Consider the following 17,727-nt stretch of genomic DNA (forward strand, 5'->3'; position numbering starts at 1 on the left):
AGGGTTTCTCTATCACTGATAGAGGAGGAGATGGTGATGGCGAGCAAGCTGCTGCACTGGGCGACCCACCGCGTCCCCGGGGTGCCTGCGCACACCGACCGGCCTGCCGGACACCAGGGCACGCCGGTCCACGGCCGGGCGGGTCGCCGCAGTGCCACCCGCCGCCCTTCGCTGAACCACAGCTGGAACCATTCGACTGCCCGCCCGCCGCGGTTCATGCCGGCCTGGCAGCGCCGGATCGCCGCGCTTTTCAACCGGGAGCCGTGATCGGCCCGCACACGAGCGGCCCGCTGCCGGGAACCGGCTATTCGTTCCGCACGAGGCAGAACGGCTTGCCGGCCGGATCGGCGTACACGCGCCAGTTCGGCCCGCCCCCGTCCAGGCGGGTGGCGCCGAGGCCCACCGCGCTCTCTTCCGCCACGTCGAAGTCCTGCACGGTCACGTCGAGATGCAGCTGCTGCGGGTACGCCGGATCCGGCCAGCGCGGCGCAACATACCCCTCCACCTGCTGGAACAGCACCGGCTGCGCGCCGTCCTCGCCGATCATGGCGACCCCGTCCGCCTCGTACGTCACCGGCTTGCCGAGCAGTTCCGCGTAGAAGTGGCTCAGCGCCTTGGCGTCGGGGCAGTCGAGCATGACCCCCATCAGGGTGGTCCGCGGGTCGTCCGGGTTGACGCACAGGTCGAACGGGTGGCCGGCCGGGTCGGCCAGCGTGTGCCACCGCTCGTTGCGCCGCAGCAGCGTGGCGCCGAGCTCCTGGGCGCGCTCGGCCGCCACGTCGATGTCCGGCACCCGGAAGTCGAGGTGTGCCTGCTGCGGGCGGTCCTGACCCGGCCAGCGCGGCGGCGTGTGGTCGGTGGCCAGTTGCAGGCCGATCCGCCAGCCGTCATCGGTGTTCAGCGTGATCCAGTCGTCGTCGCCGTACACGCGCCGCCAGCCGGCGAGCTGCTCGTAGAACGTGGCCAGGCGCTCGATGTCCGGGGCGTCCAGCGCCACGGCCCGCAGTGAACCGGTCATGCACCCATCCTGCCCGTGTCACTGCAGGATTTCGATGTATCCGTCGGTCCCGTGTACGCGGATCCGCTGCCCGTCCCGGATCAGCCGGGTGGCATCGGCCACGCCGACGACGGCCGGCAGCCCGTACTCGCGGGCGATCACCGCGCCGTGTGTCATCTGGCCGCCGACCTCCGTCACCAGGCCCGCGATCGCGACGAACAGCGGCGACCAGCTGGGATCCGTGTACGCCGTGACCAGGATGTCGCCGGCCTCGAGGTCGGCATCCGCCATGTCGAGGATGACGCGGGCCCGGCCCTCGACGGTTCCGGCGGAGACCGGCAGGCCGACCAGGGCGCCGGCCGGCACGTCGTCGCGCCGGTAGGCGCCGGCGATGGCCTCGCCGTCGGAGGTGAGCACCCGGGGCGGCCTGAGCCCCTGGTACGCCCGGAACGCCTCCTTGCGCTCCCGGATGAGCCGATCGTCGGACCGGTTGGTGCGTACGACGTCGTGCAGCTCCTGGAACGTGAGGTAGTAGATGTCCTCCTTCGCGGTGAGCACGCCGGCCCGCACCAGGCGCTCGGCCTCCGCCAGCAGGGCTCGCTTGTAGACGAAGTAGCGGGCGATGATGTTGTACTTCGGGTACTCCCGGTAGCCGATGAAGGTCCGGACCCGGTCGATCATCCGCTTGGTCTCGTCGGCCTTCGCCGCGCCGTCCGGCAGGGCCCGGAGCCGTTCCAGCAGCTCCCGTTCCTTGTCCCGCGCCTCCTGCCGGCCCTGCTCGAAGCGCCGCGCGGCGGCGCCCGGCTCGAACAGCTTCACGTTGTCGAGGATCAGCGGCACGAGCGTGGTGGGTCGTTCGCTCCAGCGCGGCCTGGTGATGTCGATCTCGCCGACGCAGCGCATGCCGTACCGGTCGAGATATGCCTCGATGGCGTCGCGCGCCTCGGTCCCGCCCGGCAGCTTCGGCAGCTCGTCCAGGAATCCCTCGTCCCCGGCGTTCTGCAGGAACGCGACCACCTCGGGGTACGGGCGGATCACGTCCGCGACGTCGAGCAGCGCGAGTCCCATCTCCGAGGTGACGTTGTCGGGCGCCGACCGCGTGAGCGTGTCGGCCGCGTTCTTCTCGCCCAGCCATTCCAGCAGCCGGTCGTTGAGCCACCAGGTGGCCTCCATGCCCGCCATGATCGCCTGGATGCTCAGCGGTTCACTGAGGACCCGCTTGTGCTCCTGGATCGCCTCCAGCAGGAAGTCGAAGAGCGCCGGCCCGGTCTTCGCCCGGATGTCGTGCTCCAGGGCGGCGGTGGACGTACGGCTGCGTTCGATCAGCTCGGTGACGATGCCCGGATCGGTCTCGATCTGGCCGGACCCGCCGTGCAGCGGCGGCCGGACGGGCGCGGAGTCGGCGAGCGCCGGGACGAAGTCGCCGCGCTCGAGGACGGTCTCCAGGGCGTCCCTGATCAGCGGATCGGACCGGCCGGCGAGCTCCAGGAAGCCGGCGCGGCTGGCCGGCGCGGCCAGCAGCCTGGTGGCGTCGACGAACAGGCGCCCGCCGGCCTCGTGCATCGGCGCCATGGCCGTCAGCTGCCACATGGAGACGCCGAGGGGCTTCATGGCGTCGGTCATCATCTGCTGGTGGCCGACGGAGATGTACACGTGGTTCTCCGCGTCGCCGATCTCGGGCACGGGGAACAGCGTGGTGATCGGCCGGCTCTGCACGATGCGAAAGTCATCGTCGACCAGGCACCACTCGATGTCCTGTGGGCGGCCGAAGTGCGCCTCGATCCGCCGCCCGAGCCCCGCGAGCCGCACGGCCTGCGCGTCCGTCAGCGCGGGCTGCTCCTGCCGCCGCGGGTCGATCGCCTCTTCCCGCGTCCCGCCCTCCGGCCGGGCGTGGATGGCCAGCCGCTTGGCGGCGACCGCCCGCTCGACGACCTCGCCGTCGCGCACCTTGAAGACGTCGGGGTTCACCAGGCCGGAGACCAGCGCCTCGCCGAGCCCGAACCCGGCGTCCACGGCGGCGACCTTCCGGTTACCCGTGACGGGGTCGGCCGTGAAGAGGATGCCCGACGCGTACGGGAGGACCATCCGCTGCACGACGACGGCCATGTGGACCTTGCGGTGGTCGAAGCCGTTGCGCATGCGGTAGGTCACGGCCCGCTCGGTGAACAGCGACGCCCAGCACCGGCCGAGGTGCTCGAGGATCGACGCCGTGCCGACGACGTTCAGGTATGTGTCCTGCTGGCCCGCGAAGGAGGCCGTCGGCGTGTCCTCCGCCGTCGCGCTGGAGCGGACGGCGTAGGCCGCCTGCCCGCCGAGCCGCGCGAGCGCGCCGGTGACCGCCGCCGCCACGTCGTCGGGGACGCCGGCTCCTTCGATCGTCCGGCGGAGCTCCGCGCTGAGCGCGCGGATCGCGTCCCGGGCGTCGGGGTCCAGCCGCGACAGCCGATCCAGTTGATCGTCGAGCGACGGCAGCTGGGCCATGACCCGCCGGAAGGCGTCCGTGGTCACGCAGAAGCCGGCCGGCACGGTTATGCCTTCGATCCGCGACAGCTCACCCAGGTGCGCGCCCTTGCCGCCGACGACCGCGACCTGCGACTCGCCGACCTCTTGAAGATCCATCACGTACCGCTCGATCATTGACCGATTCTGCGCCTCGGCGCGGGTCTTGCCGCAAGCCCACCACTGCGCTATAGGGTGAAGACAAGCCCTCAAGCCCGGGCCGTCCTGCGGAATCGTCAGCCGAGCTGTCCGAGGACGATCGAACCGGCGATGAACAACAGGACCAGCGGTACCGTCCGCAGGACCGCGCGCCTGGACGGCCGGTCGGCGCCGCGCAGGAGCGTCACGCCGAGCGGCACGAACGCCACGGCGAGCCCGGCGACCTGCACCGCCGAGGCCCAGGTGCTCCCCTTGAGCACCCCGATCATCAGGCCGGACGTCAGCCCCAGCGCGACGGCCGGCAGCGCCCGCAGCGTGCCGGACAGGAAGCACCCGATCGCCAGGACGATCCAGCCGGCCATCACGGCGACCGTCAGGCTCGACACGACCCACTCCCGGCGCCCGTAATAGGCGCCGACGGCCTGCGTCGCCGCGTTCACGCCCGCGCTGTCGACCAGCGCGAAGGCGAACGTGTTGACCCCGTAGTGAAAAGCGCGGGCGAACAGTCCGAAGACCACCAGGGCGCCGCCCCACACCGCCCACCCGGGCCGAGTGACCCCGATCCGCGCCGCGACCGCGACGACACCCGGCCACAGCGCGATCGTGCCGGCCAGGAACATCGCGTACGCGGTGGCGATCAGCGCCGGCTGTTCGCCGTACGCGGAGAGCTGGTGCGGGAAGAAGAACGGGACGCCGAGGCGCAGGAGCGTGCCCGTCAGCAGCAGGAGCGGCCCGGCGATCAGGGATACGCCACCCAGCCACGGCCCCGGGAAGCTGAAGGAGTCCCTCGCGGTGGTCATGCGGACGACTCTGCCACGCCTGGTCTAAGGTCTGGCGCCATGACGGACACCGGCTGGCTGGCCGACACCCGCACGTCCTACGACACCGCGGCGGCGAGCTACGCCGAGCTGTTCCGTGACTCCCTGAACGAACAGCCAGTGGTGCGGCACCTGCTGGCGCTCTTCGCCGAGCTGGTGCGCGACTCCGGCGGCGGCCCGGTCGCCGACGTCGGCTGCGGCACCGGGCGGGTCACCGCGCACCTGCGCGGCCTCGGCCTGCCCGCGTTCGGCGTCGACCTGTCCCCCGGCATGATCGCCATGGCCCGCCGGGACCACCCCGAAATCCGGTTCGACGTCGGCTCGATGACCGACCTCGACCTCGCCGACTCCTCCGTCGCCGGGCTGGTCGCGTGGTTCGCGATCATCCACGTCCCGGACGAGGAGGTCCGCGCCGCGTTCCGTCAGTTCCGCCGCGTGCTGCGGCCCGAGGGTGCGCTGCTGCTCGGATTCTTCGTCGGCGACGACTCGACACTGCGGACCGAGGGCTACGGCGGGCACCCGATGCGGGTGTACGTGCACCGCCGCCCCGTCGAGCGCGTCGCCGAGTGGCTCGACCAGGCCGGGTTTCGCGTCGAGGTGAGCACGCTGCACCAACCCGACGAGACCATGACCGGCGGAATGCTGATCGCGCGTCCGCGTCACTGAGGCGGCGTCGCCCGATGCCAGGGTGGCCTCGATGCGGCGGTAGTCGTCGACCTCGTACTCGTCGGCCTTCAGGAGTTCGCCCAGGAGCACTCGTCGCCGACCATGATCCGACCGGCCCGCTCCACCGTGGCGTACACCCCGAAGGTCAGGTCGTGGTGGTCGGCGAGGGTCTTGAGCAGGTCGTTGCGCTCGCCGGCCCGGTCCTGGGCCATGTCGATCATCACGCATCGGGTGAGCGGGCGCACCGGCCGCAGGACGACCTGCGGGCCGACCCGCAGCTCGCGGCCCAGCCAGCCGTCCTCGGGGAAACCGCTGCCGGGAACCTCGATCAGCAGGTTGGCCCGGAACCGCAGCGGTTCGACGCCCTCGCCGCCGCTCAGCTCGGCGAGCCGGCGCATGGCCGCGGTGGTGACGAGGCTGACCGGGCCCTCGTCGTGGTGCGGGACGTCACCCTCCGGCGCCAGCGTCACGGTCCGGCCGAGTGCCTCGCCGACGGCCCGGTGCCCGGCCGGGTCGTCGGCGGCGAAGCGGCGGCCGTCCGGCAGTTCGACGACGGGCGGATTCCCCGCGTACGCGCGCAGCCCGAACAGCCCCGGCATCCGCCGGAAGCGACGGGTGTTCTTGCCGCTGCCGAACTTGCCGTCCGGGTCACGCACCGCCCAGCGGCGGTCGCCGACGACGCCCCGGCCGTCCACCTCGGCGCCGGGCACGACCTCGCCGAGCATCGACTTGACCGGGTATCGACGGATCTCAGCCACCCTCATGGGGCGAGGATAGGAGGCCCACGCCCGGCCGCACGTCGGCGGCCGGGCGGGGCCGGTGGTCAGGCGGCGGCGAGCGCCTCCGTCGGTGCCATTCGCGCCGCGCGGACGGCCGGATACCACCCGGCCACCGCCCCGATCACCACGGTCGCGCCGACCCCGCCGCACAGGGCCCACAGCGGCACCACGGTCGGCCAGGTCTGCGTCGACGCGTAGAACGCCGTGACCACGAAGCCGATCAGCACTCCCGCGGCCCCGCCGGCCAGCGACAACAGCATGGACTCCGCGACGAACTGCACCCGGATCTGCCCACGCGTCGCGCCGAGCGACCGGCGCAGGCCGATCTCGGCCCGCCGCTCCAGCACGGAGATCACCATGGTGTTGGCCACCCCGATCCCGCCGACCAGCAACGCCACCGCGCCCAGCCCCAGCAGCAGCTGGGTGAAGGTCCGGTCGGTGGCGCGCCGGGCCGCCAGCGCGTCCGACGGCCGGGACACCTTGACCTCATTGGGGTTCGACGGGTTGGCGGTCGCCGCCAGGACCCCGCGCACCGCGTTGACCTGCGCGTCCGCCGATCGCGTGTAGACGGTCGTCGGGTGCCCGTCGAACTTCAGGTACTCCGCGGCCGACGGCCAGCCCACCAGCGCGGCCGAGTCCAGCTCCGGCGCCAGCGGCACCGGCTTGAGCACCCCGACGACGGTGAACCAGCGCCCGCCCAGGTAGATCGACGGGACCGCGCCGAGTCGCCGCGCCGCCGTCGCGCCGAGCACCACCGCCGGGTACCGCTCGGTCGCCGCGTTCAGCCAGCTCCCCGACGCCACCGAGGCGCCGACGGTCGAGAGCAGGGCCGGCTGGGCCGCCGCGACCGAGATGCCGCCGGTCTGTGCCGTCGGGATCCGGTCCGTGCGGTACACCGCCGTGTCGGAGACCGCACCGATCGCCGCGACCGCGTACACCGGGCCGATCCGGGAGATCATCGACACCGACTCGTCGGGCAGGGTCGCGTTCTCGCCGAACATCGTGTTGCCCGGCCCGACGGTCAGCAGGTTCGTGCCCAGCGCCGCCAGCGCGCGGTCCAGGTCGGCGCGGCTGGACGACGAGATGCCGACGACCGCGGTCATCGCCGCGATGCCGATCGCGATGCCCAGCGCCGAGAGCACCGCCCGCAACGGACGCGCCCGCAGCCCGGACAGGCCGACTCGCGCCAGGTCCGAGCCGCGCAGCCGGGCAGGTGACAGCACCATGGCTAGATCACCCGCCCGTCGAGCAGCGAGATCTGCCGGGGCAACTCGTCGGCCAGCTCCCGGTCGTGCGTGATCACCAGCACGGTCGTGCCGCCGGCGTGTAGTTCCCGCAGCAGCTCGACCACCCCCGATCCGGCGACCGAGTCCAGGTTTCCGGTCGGCTCGTCCGCCAGCAGCAGCGCCGGCTCCCCGGCCACCGCCCGCGCTATCGCCACCCGCTGCCGCTCGCCGCCCGACAGCTGGTGCGGCCGGTGCCCGAGCCGGCCGCCGAGACCGACCCGGTGCAGCGCGGCCTCCGCGCGCCGCTCGCGCTCTCGCCTAGGTACGCCTGAGTACAGGAGTCCGTCGGCCACGTTCGCGACGGCGGTGCGGCCGGGCGCGAGATGGAACTGCTGGAAGACGAACCCGATCCGGCGGGCCCGCAGCGCCGAGAGCTGCCGGTCCGACAGGCGGGCCACGTCGTGCCCGTCGATGCGTACGGTGCCCGCCGACGGCCGGTCGAGCGTGCCGATCAGGTGCAGCATCGTCGACTTGCCCGAGCCGGACGGGCCGACGACCGCGGCGAGCTCGCCGTACTCGACGCCGAGGTCGACGGAGTCGAGCGCGGTCACCCCGCCCGGGTAGGACTTGGTCGCGCCGGCGAGCTCGATGACCTGGCTCATTCCGGCATCCCCACCGTCATGCCGTCCTTGATGCCGCCGCCGGACACCTCGACCCGGCCGTTCGCGAACAGGCCGGTCTCCACCGCGACGTAGCGCGCGGAGCCGCCCTCGACGACCTGCAGGCCGTACCCGCCCTCGGCGAGCGCGAGCAGCGCCGAGACCGGGACCGTCAGCACGTTCTTGCGCTCGGACGCGGTGAACGCCACGGTGACCGCCGCCTGGTCCAGCCCTTTCGGGGCCTTCTCGAAGGCGATGGTGACCGACAGGCTGGTGCTCGCGTCCTCCTGCCCCTCGGCGGGCGTCACCACCGTCTCGACCTCCGTGATCCGGCCCGGCGCCTCGGTGCCGTCCGGCAGGGTCACCCGCACGGCGGCGCCCTTGCGGGCCAGCCGCTGGTCGGCGATGTCCAGCTCGACGGTGGCGACCCGGCCGGTGCCGGTCGTGTCGAGCAGCGCGGTGCCGGGTTGCGCCGCGGCGCCCGGCGCCGCCGAGTGCGCGGCGACCCGGACCGCGCCGGGCGCGTAGACGATCCGTGCCGGGTCGACCTCTCCGGTCTCCGCCAGCCCGAGATCGTCCTGCCAATCCCGTACGGCGGAAGCCGTCGCCGACGAGTACGTCCGGTCGACGGTGAAGCCGCGGTACCCCAGCGCCCACAGGTTCTTCTCGAACTGCTTGACGTCCCTGCCGGTGTCCCCCGCCGACAGGGTCCGGTACGCGGGCAGCGAGCCGTACAGCAGCACCACCGGGTCGTCGTCCACCCGGTAGAGCGGCCTGCCGCGCCGCACCGTCGACTCCGCCGCGGCGAGCCAGGTCACCGTCCCGGACAGCCGGGCGGCGTGCGCGGTCGTGTCCCCGTACCCGAGCTCGCCGTCGGCGTCCTGGGTGTCGACGAGCGTCTCCCGCTTCACCTCGGCCGTCAGCGGGGGCACCGACGCCTCCGCCTCCGCCTGACCGTCCGGCAGCCCGGCCACGACGACCGCCGCGGCGCCCGCGGTGAGCGCCACCGCCGCGGCGGCGGCGACGGCCAGCCGGCGCCTCATCCCCGCTCCGAGTCGAGTTGGAGGGACGAACCGCCGCCGGACGTGTCCTTGTGCGTGTTCACGCCGGATCCGGGTCCGGTCGGGCGGAACTTGGAGCAGGCCTCCTCGGCCTTGTCGAACGTCGGGTCACCGGGGCCCATGCCGACCTTCCTGCCGTCGATCTGGATGCTTCCGTCGGGTTTCGGGTCCGGGAACTTCTCGACGCCGTTCTCGCGCATGCACTGCGCCATCTGCCGGGCCTGTTCGAGCATCTCCGGGTCGGCCGGCCCGTGGTCGCCGCCGTTCGGCGCCCACTTCTTGCACGCCTCCATGGCCGCGTCGATCTTCGCTTTGTCCGTACCCTTGGGGGGTCTGATCTGAATTCCCCCGTCGGTATTCGGGTCGGGGAACCAGGTCAGGCCCTGCTCCCGCATGCACTGCGAGAACTTCAGCGGTGCGTCCTCGTCCCCCTGATCGGGCGCGTCGGCCGTGGCCGACGCCGTCGGCGTCCCACCGACCGAGGCAACCCCGTCACCGGCGGCGGCCTTTCCGCACCCGGCGGCCGTTGCCGTGAGCAGCAGGCCGAGCGCGAGAATCCTCCAGCTCCGCATCGTCTTCTCCCTCGTCGGCGGCCGGGCGGCCGCCACGGGAAGCAGTGAAGCCCCCGGCGGGTTTCCCCACCGTCACGCAAAACGATGACGCCCACGTGACATGACCGTGGGTCACCATGGAGGCATGCGCATCCTGGTGGTCGAGGACGAGCCGCTGCTGGCCGATGCCGTCGCGGAGGGCCTTCGGCACGACGCCCACGCCGTGGACGTGGTCTACGACGGCGCCGCCGCGCTCGAACGCGCCCAGGTCAACGACTACGACGTGCTGGTACTCGACCGGGACCTGCCGCTCGTGCACGGCGACGAGGTGTGCCGGCAGCTGGCCGGGCGGGACGCGACCCTGCGGATCCTGATGCTGACGGCGGCGGCCGAGATCGACGACCGGGTCGAAGGGCTGGCGCTCGGGGCGGACGACTACCTGCCCAAGCCGTTCGCGTTCCGGGAGCTGTCCGCCCGGGTCGCCGCGCTCGGCCGCCGGTCGCGCCCGGCCGCGCCACCGGTGCTGCGCCGGGCCGGCATCAGCCTGGACCCGCACCGGCGCGAGGTCTTCCGCGACGGCCGGTACGTGCCGCTGTCCCGCAAGGAGTTCGCGGTCCTGGCCGAGCTGCTGCGGGCCGACGGCACCGCGGTGTCGGCGGAACAGCTGCTGGAGAAGGCGTGGGACGAGAACGCGGATCCGTTCACCCACGCCGTACGGATGACGATCCTGAAGTTGCGCCGCAAGCTCGGCAACCCGCCGGTGCTGCTCACGGAGCCCGGAGTGGGGTATCGGATCGGATGAGACTGACCGTGCGCGGCCGCCTGACCCTGGTGTACGGCAGCCTCTTCATGGCCTTCGGCGTGGTGATGCTCGGCGTCACCTATGTCCTCGTCTGGCAGCAGTTGCCCGGCAAGGCGGTCATCCGGGGGTCGACCAACGTCGGGGTTCCTGCCCCGGATCCGGCTCTGCCGAAGCCGGACGTCTACTTCCAGGAGGTCGTCCGGGAGACCCGCGAGGACGCGTTGACCGTGCTGCTCACCCAGGGCGGGATCGCCCTGCTGGTGGTGGGTACCGTCGCGATCGCGCTGGGCTGGCTGGTGGCCGGGCGGATGCTGCAGCCGCTGCACCGGATCACCGAGACCGCGCGGCGGATCGCCGAGTCACCGGCGGCCGACCGCGGCCTGCACGAGCGGATCGCGATGACCGGCCCGGACGACGAGATCAAGCAGCTGGCCGACACGTTCGATCTGATGCTGACCCGGCTGGACCGCTCGTTCGACGGGCAGCGGCGGTTCATCGCGAACGCGTCGCACGAGCTGCGCACCCCGCTGACCCTGAACCGGACCCTGCTGGAGGTCGCGCTGCAGCAGGAGTCGGCGTCGGTGGAGGTACGCCAGCTCGGCACGACCCTGCTGGCGATCAACGACCGGCACGGCCGGCTGATCGACGGGCTGCTCACCCTGGCCCGCTCGGAGCGGGAGCTGACCGAGCGCTCGTACGTCGACCTCGCGGACATCGCCTCGCACGTGAGCGCGGACGACATCGAGGTCGAGCTGGCCGAGGCCGCCACCGTCGGCGACCCGGTCCTGCTCGAACGGCTGGTGCAGAACCTGGTCGACAACGGCGTGCGGCACAACCTGGCCGACGGCGGCTGGGTCCGGGTGTCCACCTACACAAAGGACGACCTGGCGACGCTGGAGGTCAGCAACACCGGCCCGGTCGTGCCCCGCTACGAGGTCGAGACGCTCTTCGAGCCGTTCCGCCGCCTCGGCAAGGACCGGCTCGCCGGCCCCGGCGTCGGCCTGGGCCTGTCGATCGTGCGGGCGGTGGCCCGCGCACACGGCGGCGAGGTAAACGCCACCCCCCGCGACGCCGGCGGCCTCGTCGTCACAGTCACCCTGCCGGCCGCCCGCCCCTGGCAGTAGCGATCGCCGGTGTCTTCGCCACCGGCGCGTCCCAGTCGATCGTGTGGCGATGCATCCAGCCCATCATCTTCTCCGGGTTGTAGAACGTGCGCATCGCCACCGGGAACAGCAGGTCCCGCAGCACCCGGCCGACCGGGCCGGGCGCCTTGTCGTTGTTGATCCGGGCCGTCCTCGCGATGACCCGCTCGACCCGGGCCCGGCGCAGCCCCTCGTACGCGTCGAAGGCGTCCGGCACCGGCAGATCGCGCAGGCAGCGCGCCAGCTCGACGGCGCTCTCGATCGACAGCGAGGCGCCCTGCCCCGAGCTCGGCGTCGTCGCGTGCGCGGCGTCGCCGACGAGCACCACCCGGCCGCGGTGCCAGGTGCGGACCGGCGGCATGTCCTGCAGGCCGCCCACATTGATCAACTCTCCGGGCTCGACCTGCCCGAGCATCCGCAGCGCCGGCAGCGTGTCGTCCGCGAACAGCGCCCGCAGGCGCCGCAGCCACTCGGCCTCGGGGATCTCCCGCGCCTGCGCCGCCGTCATCATCTCGGCGGAGCGCACGTTCGCGAACCAGCCCGACTCGCCGTCGTCGCCGACGCGGTAGCCGAAGAAGGCCCGCCGGCCGAAGGCCAGGTGCATCGCGCCGTCGGTGGACGGCAGCCCCGGGTCGCGCACCCAGCCGCCGAGGCCGATCAGTCCGCTGTAGCGCGGCCGCGGCGCCGCCGGGTCGAGCAGCCCCCGGACGGTCGACCGGATGCCGTCGGCGCCGATCAGCACGTCGCCCTCGGCCGTGGTCCCGTCGCCGAACCTCGCCACGACCGGTCCCGGGCCGTCGGTGAACCCGGTCAGCCGCCTGCCGTACTCGATCCGGACGCCGGCGGCGACGGCCGCGTCGATCAGCGCGCGGTACAGCCGCGCCCGGGTGAAGGTCCGGCTGGCCGGCAGGCCGGGCAGGTCCTCGAACTGCCCGAGTCGCCGGCCCGTGCCGGTCTCCATCACCATCCGGGGCGTCGGCACGCCGGCCGCGGCGACCACGTCGGCGATCCCGACCGCGGCGAGGGCCGCCATGCCGTTGGGCGCGAGCATGAGCTCGCCGCCGATGCCGTCGGCCTGCCGGTCGTACGCCTCGTAGACCGTCGCCTCGATGCCGGCCCGGCGCAGCCCGATCGCGGCGACCGGCCCGGCGACCCCGCCACCGACGATCATCGCCGTCCGCACTTCCGTCACACCCACCGCGCCACACTCCCCCGCTCGTCGTGGGAAAATCCCTCGTACCGCCGATTATCTCGTCCAGCCGAGATACTAGCGATTGCGAGATACTTGTGTCCACGAGAGGTCTAAGGGCCGAGCGGGAACTGGTCATCGTCGAGTCGACCCGGCGCGTGATCGCGACGGCGGTCCTCTTCAGCCACCAGGTCGCCGAGCGGCTGAAGCTCGGCCCGAGCGACGCGCAGTTCATGACGCTGCTCGACGTGCACGGCCCGCTGACCCCGGGCCGCCTCGCGGACCTCACCGGCCTGAAGACCGGCACGGTCACCGGGGTGCTCGACCGCCTGGAGGGCGCGGGCTTCGTCCGCCGCGAGCGCGACCCGCACGACCGCCGCAAGGTGATCGTGTCCCTGAACGCCGCCCAGATCGCGGCCCAGGTGCAACCGCACTACGCCGGCCAGGCCCAGCACATGATCGACCTACTCCAGCGCTACGACGACGCCCAAATCGACCTGATCGCCGACTTCATGTCCGCCGTCGCCGGCGACCGCCCACACCCCGACCCGACCCGCACAGACGCGCCCGATCACTTGCGGTTGTAGAGCCTCATGGTCAGGGGGCCGAAGATCAGGATGAACACCGCGCTCGCCGCGAGCACCCACACGATCTCGCCCAGGTCCCAGCGGCCCGCCATCATCGAGCGGACCGCCGCCACCAGGTGGGTGATCGGGTTGACCTTCACGAACGCCTGTAGCCAGCCCGGCATGGTCGCCGGGTCGACGAACACGTTGCTCAGGAAGGTCAGCGGGAAGAGCACCAGCATGCTCACGCCCATGACCGACTTCTCCGAGCGCAGGAACAGCCCGAACATGGTCCACACCCAGGAGAAGGCGAACGAGAAGACCACCAGCAGGCCGACGCCCGCCAGCACGCCCGGCAGGCCGCCCTCGGGACGGAAGCCGAGGACCAGGCCGACCACGGTGATCGTCGTCGCCGCCAGGATGTAGCGGAGCACGTCGCCGAAGATCATGCCGACCAGGGCCGCCGGCCGCCACACCGGCAGCGAGCGGAAGCGGTCGAACACGCCCCGCTCGATATCGGTGTTCAGGCCCACGCCCGTGTACATCGTGATCATCACGACGCTGGTCACCATGATGCCGGGGAGCAGGAACTGCAGGTACTCCTCCGTCGAGCCGGCCAGCGCACCGCCGAAGAGGTACGTGAACATCAGCGTCATGATGATCGGGAACGCGGTCACGTCGAAGAGCTGCTCGGGGACGTGCTTGATCTTCAGGATCGCGCGCCAGCCGAAGGTGACGGACGCCGCCCACGCGCTGGGGCGCCGGGGCCGATCGCCCCGCGCCAGGACGGCACCCAACGTCTCCGCGGAAGGCGCGTAGACGGCGGTCGCCTCGGCACCGGTGACAACGCTCATGCCATCACCTCGTGTGTCGCCGGGCGGTCGGTCAGCGCCAGGAAGACCTCGTCGAGGCTCGGCTGGCCGAGGGAGAAGTCGTCCACGATGATCCCGGCGTCGGCGAGCGCCGCGAGGGCCCGGGACGCCTGCTCCGCCGCGCCCCGCTCCGAGCCGGACCCGGCGGCCCGCGCCGTCAGTGCGGCCGGATCCGCCTCCTGCTGCACGGTCGTGCCGAGCGCCGCGGCGAGCAGCCGGGCGGCCTCGTCGCGCTGCGCGGTGTCCCGCAGCCGCACGTGGACCGTCCCGGCGCCGATCGAGGCCTTCAGCGAGCCCGGCGTGCCCTCGGCGATGACCTTGCCGTGGTCGATCACCGCGATGCGGCCGGCGAGCCGGTCGGCCTCGTCCAGGTACTGCGTCGTGAGCAGCACGGTCGTGCCGTTCGCCACGACGACCCGGATGATGTCCCACACCTGGTTTCGGCTGCGCGGGTCGAGGCCGGTCGTCGGCTCGTCGAGGAAGAGCAGGTCGGGGGTGTTGAGGATGCTCGCGGCGATGTCGATGCGCCGCCGCATGCCGCCGGAGTACTTCTTCACCTGGCGTGCCGCCGCGTCGGTCAGCCCGAACGCGTCGAGCAACCGGGCGGCCCGCTCGCGGGCGGCCGTCCGGCCGTGACCGAGCAGCCGGGCGAGCAGGACCAGGTTCTCCGTGCCGGTCAGGTCCTCGTCGACCGAGGCGTATTGCCCGGTCAGGCTGACCCGGGCGCGGACCGCGTCCGCCTCGCGCAGCACGTCGTGGCCGAAGACCCGGGCCTGGCCGCCGTCGGGTCTCAGCAGGGTGGCCAGCATGCGGACGACGGTCGTCTTGCCGGCGCCGTTGGGGCCGAGCAGCCCGTAGACGGTGCCGGTCGGCACGGTCAGATCGACGCCGTCGACCGCGCGGTTGGCGCCGAACGCCTTGACGAGACCCGATGTCTCGATGGCCGGTGCGCTCATGTCATCTCCCTTCGCCGAACATCCTGGCATCGTGCCGGGTGGGTGTGACACTTTGCGGCCGGGCGGTGACGGGTTGACCGCCAGGTGGGAGCTCCGGCACACCACCGGGGGCCGGGCAATCCGGGGCATTAGGCTGGGTCGTCTGTGAACTGGGCTTCGGTGTGGCGGCCCGGATGGTCCTCCCGACATGAACGGAAAGTGATGACCGACCAAGCCAACGTGCGAGTCCTGCTGCTCGAGAGCATTCACCCGGACGCGGTGTCCCGGCTCGAGGCGGCGGGTTACCAGGTCGAGTCCGTCCGCAACGCCCTCGACGAGGTCGAGCTGATCGAGCGCATCCGGGGTGTGCAGCTGCTCGGCGTCCGATCCAAGACGCAGGTCACCGCGAAGGTCCTCGAGGCCGCGGACAGCCTGGTCGCGATCGGCGCGTTCTGCATCGGCACCGATCAGATCGACCTCGCCGCCGCGTCGCAGGCCGGAATCGCCGTCTTCAACGCGCCCTTCTCCAACACCCGCTCGGTGGTCGAGCTGGCACTCGCCGAGATCATCGCGATGACCCGCCGGCTGACCGAGAAGAACAACCTCATGCACGAGGGCGTCTGGGACAAGGCCGCCGTCGGCAGCCACGAGGTGCGCGGCCGCCGCCTGGGCATCGTCGGGTACGGCAACATCGGCACCCAGCTGTCGGTGCTCGCGGAGAACCTGGGCATGCACGTGTCCTTCTACGACACCGCGGACAAGCTGGCCCTGGGCAACGCTCAGCGCTGCGCCAGCCTGGACGAGCTGCTGGCGACCTCGGACGTGGTGACGCTGCACGTCGACGGGCGGCCGGGCAACGCCGGCTTCTTCGGCGCCGAGCAGTTCGCCAGGATGCGCCCGGGCGCGATCTTCCTCAACCTGTCCCGCGGCATCGTGGTCGACCACGTCGCCCTGCGCGAGTCGCTGGCCGCCGGGCACCTCGTCGGCGCGGCCGTCGACGTCTTCCCGACCGAGCCGAAGGGCCGCGGCGACGAGTTCGTCTCCGAGCTGCGCGGCCTGCCGAACGTCATCCTCACCCCGCACATCGGCGGGTCCACCGAGGAGGCGCAGTCGGACATCGGCGACTTCGTCGCGAACAAGCTGGCGCTCTTCGTGCGCGAGGGCAACACCACCCTGAGCGTCAACCTGCCCACCATCGCGCTGCCGTCCGCCACCGGCACGAGCCGGATCATCCACGTGCACCTGAACATGCCGGGCGTACTGGCACAGGTGAACAGCATCCTGGCCGAGCACAGCGTCAACGTCGAGGGCCAGCTGCTGAGCACCCGCGGCGAGTACGGCTACCTGATCACGGACATCGGCGGCAGCTACAGCGCCGACGTGCTCGACCGGCTGCGCGGCATGAGCCAGACGGTGCGGCTCCGGGTCCTCTGAGGGCGGTCCGGGTCGCGCTACTCGACGGTTTCGACCGACAGGAGCGTGACCCGGGTCTCCGCGGTCACGTCGTAGCGGTCGTTGGTCGCCCAGCCCTTCGGGGTCAGCGTCGAACCCGGCTCGACGTTGCGCAGCGTCCGCGCGCCCGCCGCGACCGTCTTCGCGCCGCCCTGCATCTTCACCCGGACCGGGTTGCCCTGTGGTGAGGTCAGCGCGAGCTCGTCGATGACTCCGGTGATCTTCAGCGCCACCGTGCCGGCCGGCTCCGGAAGGGCGATCTCGGTGACCCGGGACCCGCCGATCAGGTCGATGGCGCCGATCGCGCCGCCGGCGAAGTCGATGCGCTGCTCGTCGACGGCGCCGGACAGGCGCAGGTTCCACATCACCTTCGTGGAGAGCACGACCTCGACCGCGCCGGAGCCGCCGTCGCCGCCGGGAACCAGCTTCAGCTGCACCCGGTCCTTGTCGACCACGGCCTGCGGCAGGATGCCGGCGTCCTCGGCGGTCGAGATCCGGTAGAGGTCCTCGCCGAGGTCCTCGCTGCGCATGGTCAGCTTGGTCGCGGCGGTGGCCAGCTCGAAGGAGGCCACCGTACGGCCGTCGACCGGCGCGGTGACCGTCCGGTCGCCGGAGTTGCCCGCGCCGAGTTCGAGCACCGACGTGAGGCTCTTGTCCGGGCCGGAGAAGTACGAGACGCCGGCGATGACGCCGCCGAACAGGACGGCCGCGCTCAGCGCGACGCCGGCGAAGAACACGCCCCGGCCGCCGCCGCCGGTAGGCCCGGTCAGGATGGCCTGCTCGCCGGTCGCGTGCGGGTGGCGGGCGGCGCGGTGCGGCCGGATCTCCCGGCCCGGTCCCCCGATGAAGTCGCCGATGCCCTCGTCCTCGCCCACCGCGTACGGGGTCCGGGCCTGGCGGGATCTGGCCAGCACGGATTCCCCGGTGACGGAGCGGACCGGGTGCGGCTCGGGCGACCGCGGCTCGGGCGACCGGGACTCTGGCGACCGGGACTCGGGCAGCCGTGGCTCCGGCAGGCGCGGCTCCGGCATCCGCGGCTCCGGCTTGCGGGGCGCGGGCGGCGGGACGGCGGGCGGGAACTGCGCGCCGGTGGCCGGCGCGGTCCTGGCGTTGTGGTTGCCGCTGATCGGACCGGCGGTGAAGCCGAACGACGCGCGGCCGGGTCCGGCCGGCGGCGCCGGGCCGTACTTGGGCGCCGGCGGGTCGGCGGGTGTGCCGTGCTCGTCCGCGGAGGAGGGTGTGGCGGGCGAACCGAAAGCACTCCAGCCCTGCTGGGAGTCGGCCATGTCTTCCTCATCAGCGTCGTCACGGAACGAGTTCGCGGCGGGGGGCCGCCGGTAGGGCGCCGGATCCG

General features: G+C 72.4%; 18 protein-coding genes. 6 read left to right on the forward strand and 12 right to left on the reverse strand.

Going from position 1 to position 17,727, the window contains the following annotated elements; all coding sequences use genetic code 11:
- Positions 1–36: 36 nt before the first annotated feature.
- Positions 37–267, forward strand: coding sequence for a hypothetical protein (locus ACIBSW_RS31245; RefSeq protein ID WP_354719660.1), 231 nt, complete (start codon positions 37–39; stop codon positions 265–267).
- A 37-nt stretch (positions 268–304) separates the two neighbouring features.
- Here ACIBSW_RS31245 and ACIBSW_RS31250 read toward each other — a convergent pair whose 3' ends face one another.
- The 3 genes from ACIBSW_RS31250 to ACIBSW_RS31260 all read right to left on the reverse strand — a co-directional run bounded on the left by ACIBSW_RS31250 (position 305) and on the right by ACIBSW_RS31260 (position 4,455).
- Positions 305–1,018: a VOC family protein gene (locus tag ACIBSW_RS31250; RefSeq protein ID WP_354719658.1), complete on the reverse strand. Its 714-nt coding sequence runs from the start codon at positions 1,016–1,018 to the stop codon at positions 305–307.
- Positions 1,019–1,036: 18 nt separating this feature from the next.
- Positions 1,037–3,634: a rifamycin-inactivating phosphotransferase gene (gene rph / locus ACIBSW_RS31255; protein WP_354719657.1), complete on the reverse strand. Its 2,598-nt coding sequence runs from the start codon at positions 3,632–3,634 to the stop codon at positions 1,037–1,039.
- Between the two features lie 98 nt (positions 3,635–3,732).
- On the reverse strand, positions 3,733–4,455 hold the full coding sequence (locus tag ACIBSW_RS31260; protein WP_354719655.1) for a hypothetical protein: 723 nt from the start codon (positions 4,453–4,455) through the stop codon (positions 3,733–3,735).
- Positions 4,456–4,494: 39 nt separating this feature from the next.
- Between ACIBSW_RS31260 and ACIBSW_RS31265 the strand changes: the two genes are divergently transcribed.
- Positions 4,495–5,139: a class I SAM-dependent methyltransferase gene (locus ACIBSW_RS31265; protein ID WP_354719653.1), complete on the forward strand. Its 645-nt coding sequence runs from the start codon at positions 4,495–4,497 to the stop codon at positions 5,137–5,139.
- 68 nt (positions 5,140–5,207) lie between these two features.
- On the opposite strand, the gene ACIBSW_RS31270 is transcribed toward ACIBSW_RS31265, so the two are convergent.
- Genes ACIBSW_RS31270 through ACIBSW_RS31290 form a run of 5 tightly spaced genes read right to left on the reverse strand, consistent with a single transcriptional unit; the run spans position 5,208 to position 9,436 of the window.
- On the reverse strand, positions 5,208–5,903 hold the full coding sequence (locus tag ACIBSW_RS31270) for an MOSC domain-containing protein (RefSeq protein ID WP_354719651.1): 696 nt from the start codon (positions 5,901–5,903) through the stop codon (positions 5,208–5,210).
- Between the two features lie 59 nt (positions 5,904–5,962).
- Positions 5,963–7,144 (reverse strand): ABC transporter permease, encoded by a 1,182-nt coding sequence (locus ACIBSW_RS31275; RefSeq protein ID WP_354719649.1) that lies wholly within the window; start codon positions 7,142–7,144, stop codon positions 5,963–5,965.
- Between the two features lie 2 nt (positions 7,145–7,146).
- Positions 7,147–7,806 (reverse strand): ABC transporter ATP-binding protein, encoded by a 660-nt coding sequence (locus ACIBSW_RS31280; protein ID WP_354719647.1) that lies wholly within the window; start codon positions 7,804–7,806, stop codon positions 7,147–7,149.
- A complete protein-coding gene (locus ACIBSW_RS31285; protein ID WP_354719645.1) occupies positions 7,803–8,846 on the reverse strand; it encodes a peptidoglycan-binding protein in 1,044 nt (347 codons plus the stop codon). The genes ACIBSW_RS31280 and ACIBSW_RS31285 overlap by 4 nt, the downstream gene beginning before the upstream one ends.
- Positions 8,843–9,436 (reverse strand): hypothetical protein, encoded by a 594-nt coding sequence (locus ACIBSW_RS31290; protein WP_354719644.1) that lies wholly within the window; start codon positions 9,434–9,436, stop codon positions 8,843–8,845. The genes ACIBSW_RS31285 and ACIBSW_RS31290 overlap by 4 nt, the downstream gene beginning before the upstream one ends.
- Positions 9,437–9,560: 124 nt before the next feature.
- On the opposite strand from ACIBSW_RS31290, the gene ACIBSW_RS31295 reads away from it, so the two are divergent.
- Positions 9,561–10,217, forward strand: coding sequence for a response regulator transcription factor (locus ACIBSW_RS31295; RefSeq protein ID WP_354719642.1), 657 nt, complete (start codon positions 9,561–9,563; stop codon positions 10,215–10,217).
- Positions 10,214–11,341: a HAMP domain-containing sensor histidine kinase gene (locus ACIBSW_RS31300; protein WP_354719640.1), complete on the forward strand. Its 1,128-nt coding sequence runs from the start codon at positions 10,214–10,216 to the stop codon at positions 11,339–11,341. Before ACIBSW_RS31295 ends, ACIBSW_RS31300 begins: the two co-directional genes overlap by 4 nt.
- Here ACIBSW_RS31300 and ACIBSW_RS31305 read toward each other — a convergent pair.
- On the reverse strand, positions 11,310–12,557 hold the full coding sequence (locus tag ACIBSW_RS31305) for an FAD-dependent monooxygenase (RefSeq protein WP_354719638.1): 1,248 nt from the start codon (positions 12,555–12,557) through the stop codon (positions 11,310–11,312). The two genes, ACIBSW_RS31300 and ACIBSW_RS31305, sit on opposite strands and share 32 nt — an antisense overlap.
- An 89-nt stretch (positions 12,558–12,646) precedes the next feature.
- Here ACIBSW_RS31305 and ACIBSW_RS31310 point away from each other — a divergent pair, with 89 nt between their 5' ends.
- Complete coding sequence (locus ACIBSW_RS31310; RefSeq protein WP_354719636.1) at positions 12,647–13,135, forward strand: MarR family transcriptional regulator; 489 nt, start codon at positions 12,647–12,649, stop codon at positions 13,133–13,135.
- Here ACIBSW_RS31310 and ACIBSW_RS31315 read toward each other — a convergent pair.
- The gene (locus tag ACIBSW_RS31315; RefSeq protein WP_354719634.1) at positions 13,120–13,968 is read right to left on the reverse strand and encodes an ABC transporter permease; all 849 of its coding nucleotides are present in this window, start codon (positions 13,966–13,968) and stop codon (positions 13,120–13,122) included. The genes ACIBSW_RS31310 and ACIBSW_RS31315 overlap by 16 nt on opposite strands.
- Positions 13,965–14,942: an ATP-binding cassette domain-containing protein gene (locus ACIBSW_RS31320; protein WP_354719632.1), complete on the reverse strand. Its 978-nt coding sequence runs from the start codon at positions 14,940–14,942 to the stop codon at positions 13,965–13,967. The genes ACIBSW_RS31315 and ACIBSW_RS31320 overlap by 4 nt, the downstream gene beginning before the upstream one ends.
- Positions 14,943–15,143: 201 nt before the next feature.
- On the opposite strand from ACIBSW_RS31320, the gene serA reads away from it, so the two are divergent.
- Positions 15,144–16,355 carry a phosphoglycerate dehydrogenase gene (gene serA / locus ACIBSW_RS31325; RefSeq protein WP_354719630.1) on the forward strand — a complete coding sequence of 404 codons (1,212 nt, stop codon included), beginning with the start codon at positions 15,144–15,146 and terminating at the stop codon, positions 16,353–16,355.
- A 17-nt stretch (positions 16,356–16,372) separates the two neighbouring features.
- Here the strand turns inward: serA and ACIBSW_RS31330 are convergent, their stop codons facing one another.
- The gene (locus ACIBSW_RS31330) at positions 16,373–17,659 is read right to left on the reverse strand and encodes a hypothetical protein (RefSeq protein ID WP_354719628.1); all 1,287 of its coding nucleotides are present in this window, start codon (positions 17,657–17,659) and stop codon (positions 16,373–16,375) included.
- Positions 17,660–17,727: the final 68 nt, after the last annotated feature.

Source organism: Actinoplanes sp. NPDC049668, from assembly GCF_044465445.1.
Lineage (GTDB): Bacteria > Actinomycetota > Actinomycetes > Mycobacteriales > Micromonosporaceae > Actinoplanes.

What these genes read in the sequence shown, in the direction of transcription:
- ACIBSW_RS31245 (WP_354719660.1), top strand. Translation starts at nt 37, where the DNA reads ATGGCGAGCAAGCTGCTGCACTGGGCGACCCACCGCGTCCCCGGGGTG.
- ACIBSW_RS31250 (WP_354719658.1), bottom strand. Translation starts at nt 1,018, where the DNA reads ATGACCGGTTCACTGCGGGCCGTGGCGCTGGACGCCCCGGACATCGAG.
- rph (WP_354719657.1), bottom strand. Translation starts at nt 3,634, where the DNA reads ATGATCGAGCGGTACGTGATGGATCTTCAAGAGGTCGGCGAGTCGCAG.
- ACIBSW_RS31260 (WP_354719655.1), bottom strand. Translation starts at nt 4,455, where the DNA reads ATGACCACCGCGAGGGACTCCTTCAGCTTCCCGGGGCCGTGGCTGGGT.
- ACIBSW_RS31265 (WP_354719653.1), top strand. Translation starts at nt 4,495, where the DNA reads ATGACGGACACCGGCTGGCTGGCCGACACCCGCACGTCCTACGACACC.
- ACIBSW_RS31270 (WP_354719651.1), bottom strand. Translation starts at nt 5,903, where the DNA reads ATGAGGGTGGCTGAGATCCGTCGATACCCGGTCAAGTCGATGCTCGGC.
- ACIBSW_RS31275 (WP_354719649.1), bottom strand. Translation starts at nt 7,144, where the DNA reads ATGGTGCTGTCACCTGCCCGGCTGCGCGGCTCGGACCTGGCGCGAGTC.
- ACIBSW_RS31280 (WP_354719647.1), bottom strand. Translation starts at nt 7,806, where the DNA reads ATGAGCCAGGTCATCGAGCTCGCCGGCGCGACCAAGTCCTACCCGGGC.
- ACIBSW_RS31285 (WP_354719645.1), bottom strand. Translation starts at nt 8,846, where the DNA reads ATGAGGCGCCGGCTGGCCGTCGCCGCCGCCGCGGCGGTGGCGCTCACC.
- ACIBSW_RS31290 (WP_354719644.1), bottom strand. Translation starts at nt 9,436, where the DNA reads ATGCGGAGCTGGAGGATTCTCGCGCTCGGCCTGCTGCTCACGGCAACG.
- ACIBSW_RS31295 (WP_354719642.1), top strand. Translation starts at nt 9,561, where the DNA reads ATGCGCATCCTGGTGGTCGAGGACGAGCCGCTGCTGGCCGATGCCGTC.
- ACIBSW_RS31300 (WP_354719640.1), top strand. Translation starts at nt 10,214, where the DNA reads ATGAGACTGACCGTGCGCGGCCGCCTGACCCTGGTGTACGGCAGCCTC.
- ACIBSW_RS31315 (WP_354719634.1), bottom strand. Translation starts at nt 13,968, where the DNA reads ATGAGCGTTGTCACCGGTGCCGAGGCGACCGCCGTCTACGCGCCTTCC.
- ACIBSW_RS31320 (WP_354719632.1), bottom strand. Translation starts at nt 14,942, where the DNA reads ATGAGCGCACCGGCCATCGAGACATCGGGTCTCGTCAAGGCGTTCGGC.
- serA (WP_354719630.1), top strand. Translation starts at nt 15,144, where the DNA reads ATGACCGACCAAGCCAACGTGCGAGTCCTGCTGCTCGAGAGCATTCAC.
- ACIBSW_RS31330 (WP_354719628.1), bottom strand. Translation starts at nt 17,659, where the DNA reads ATGGCCGACTCCCAGCAGGGCTGGAGTGCTTTCGGTTCGCCCGCCACA.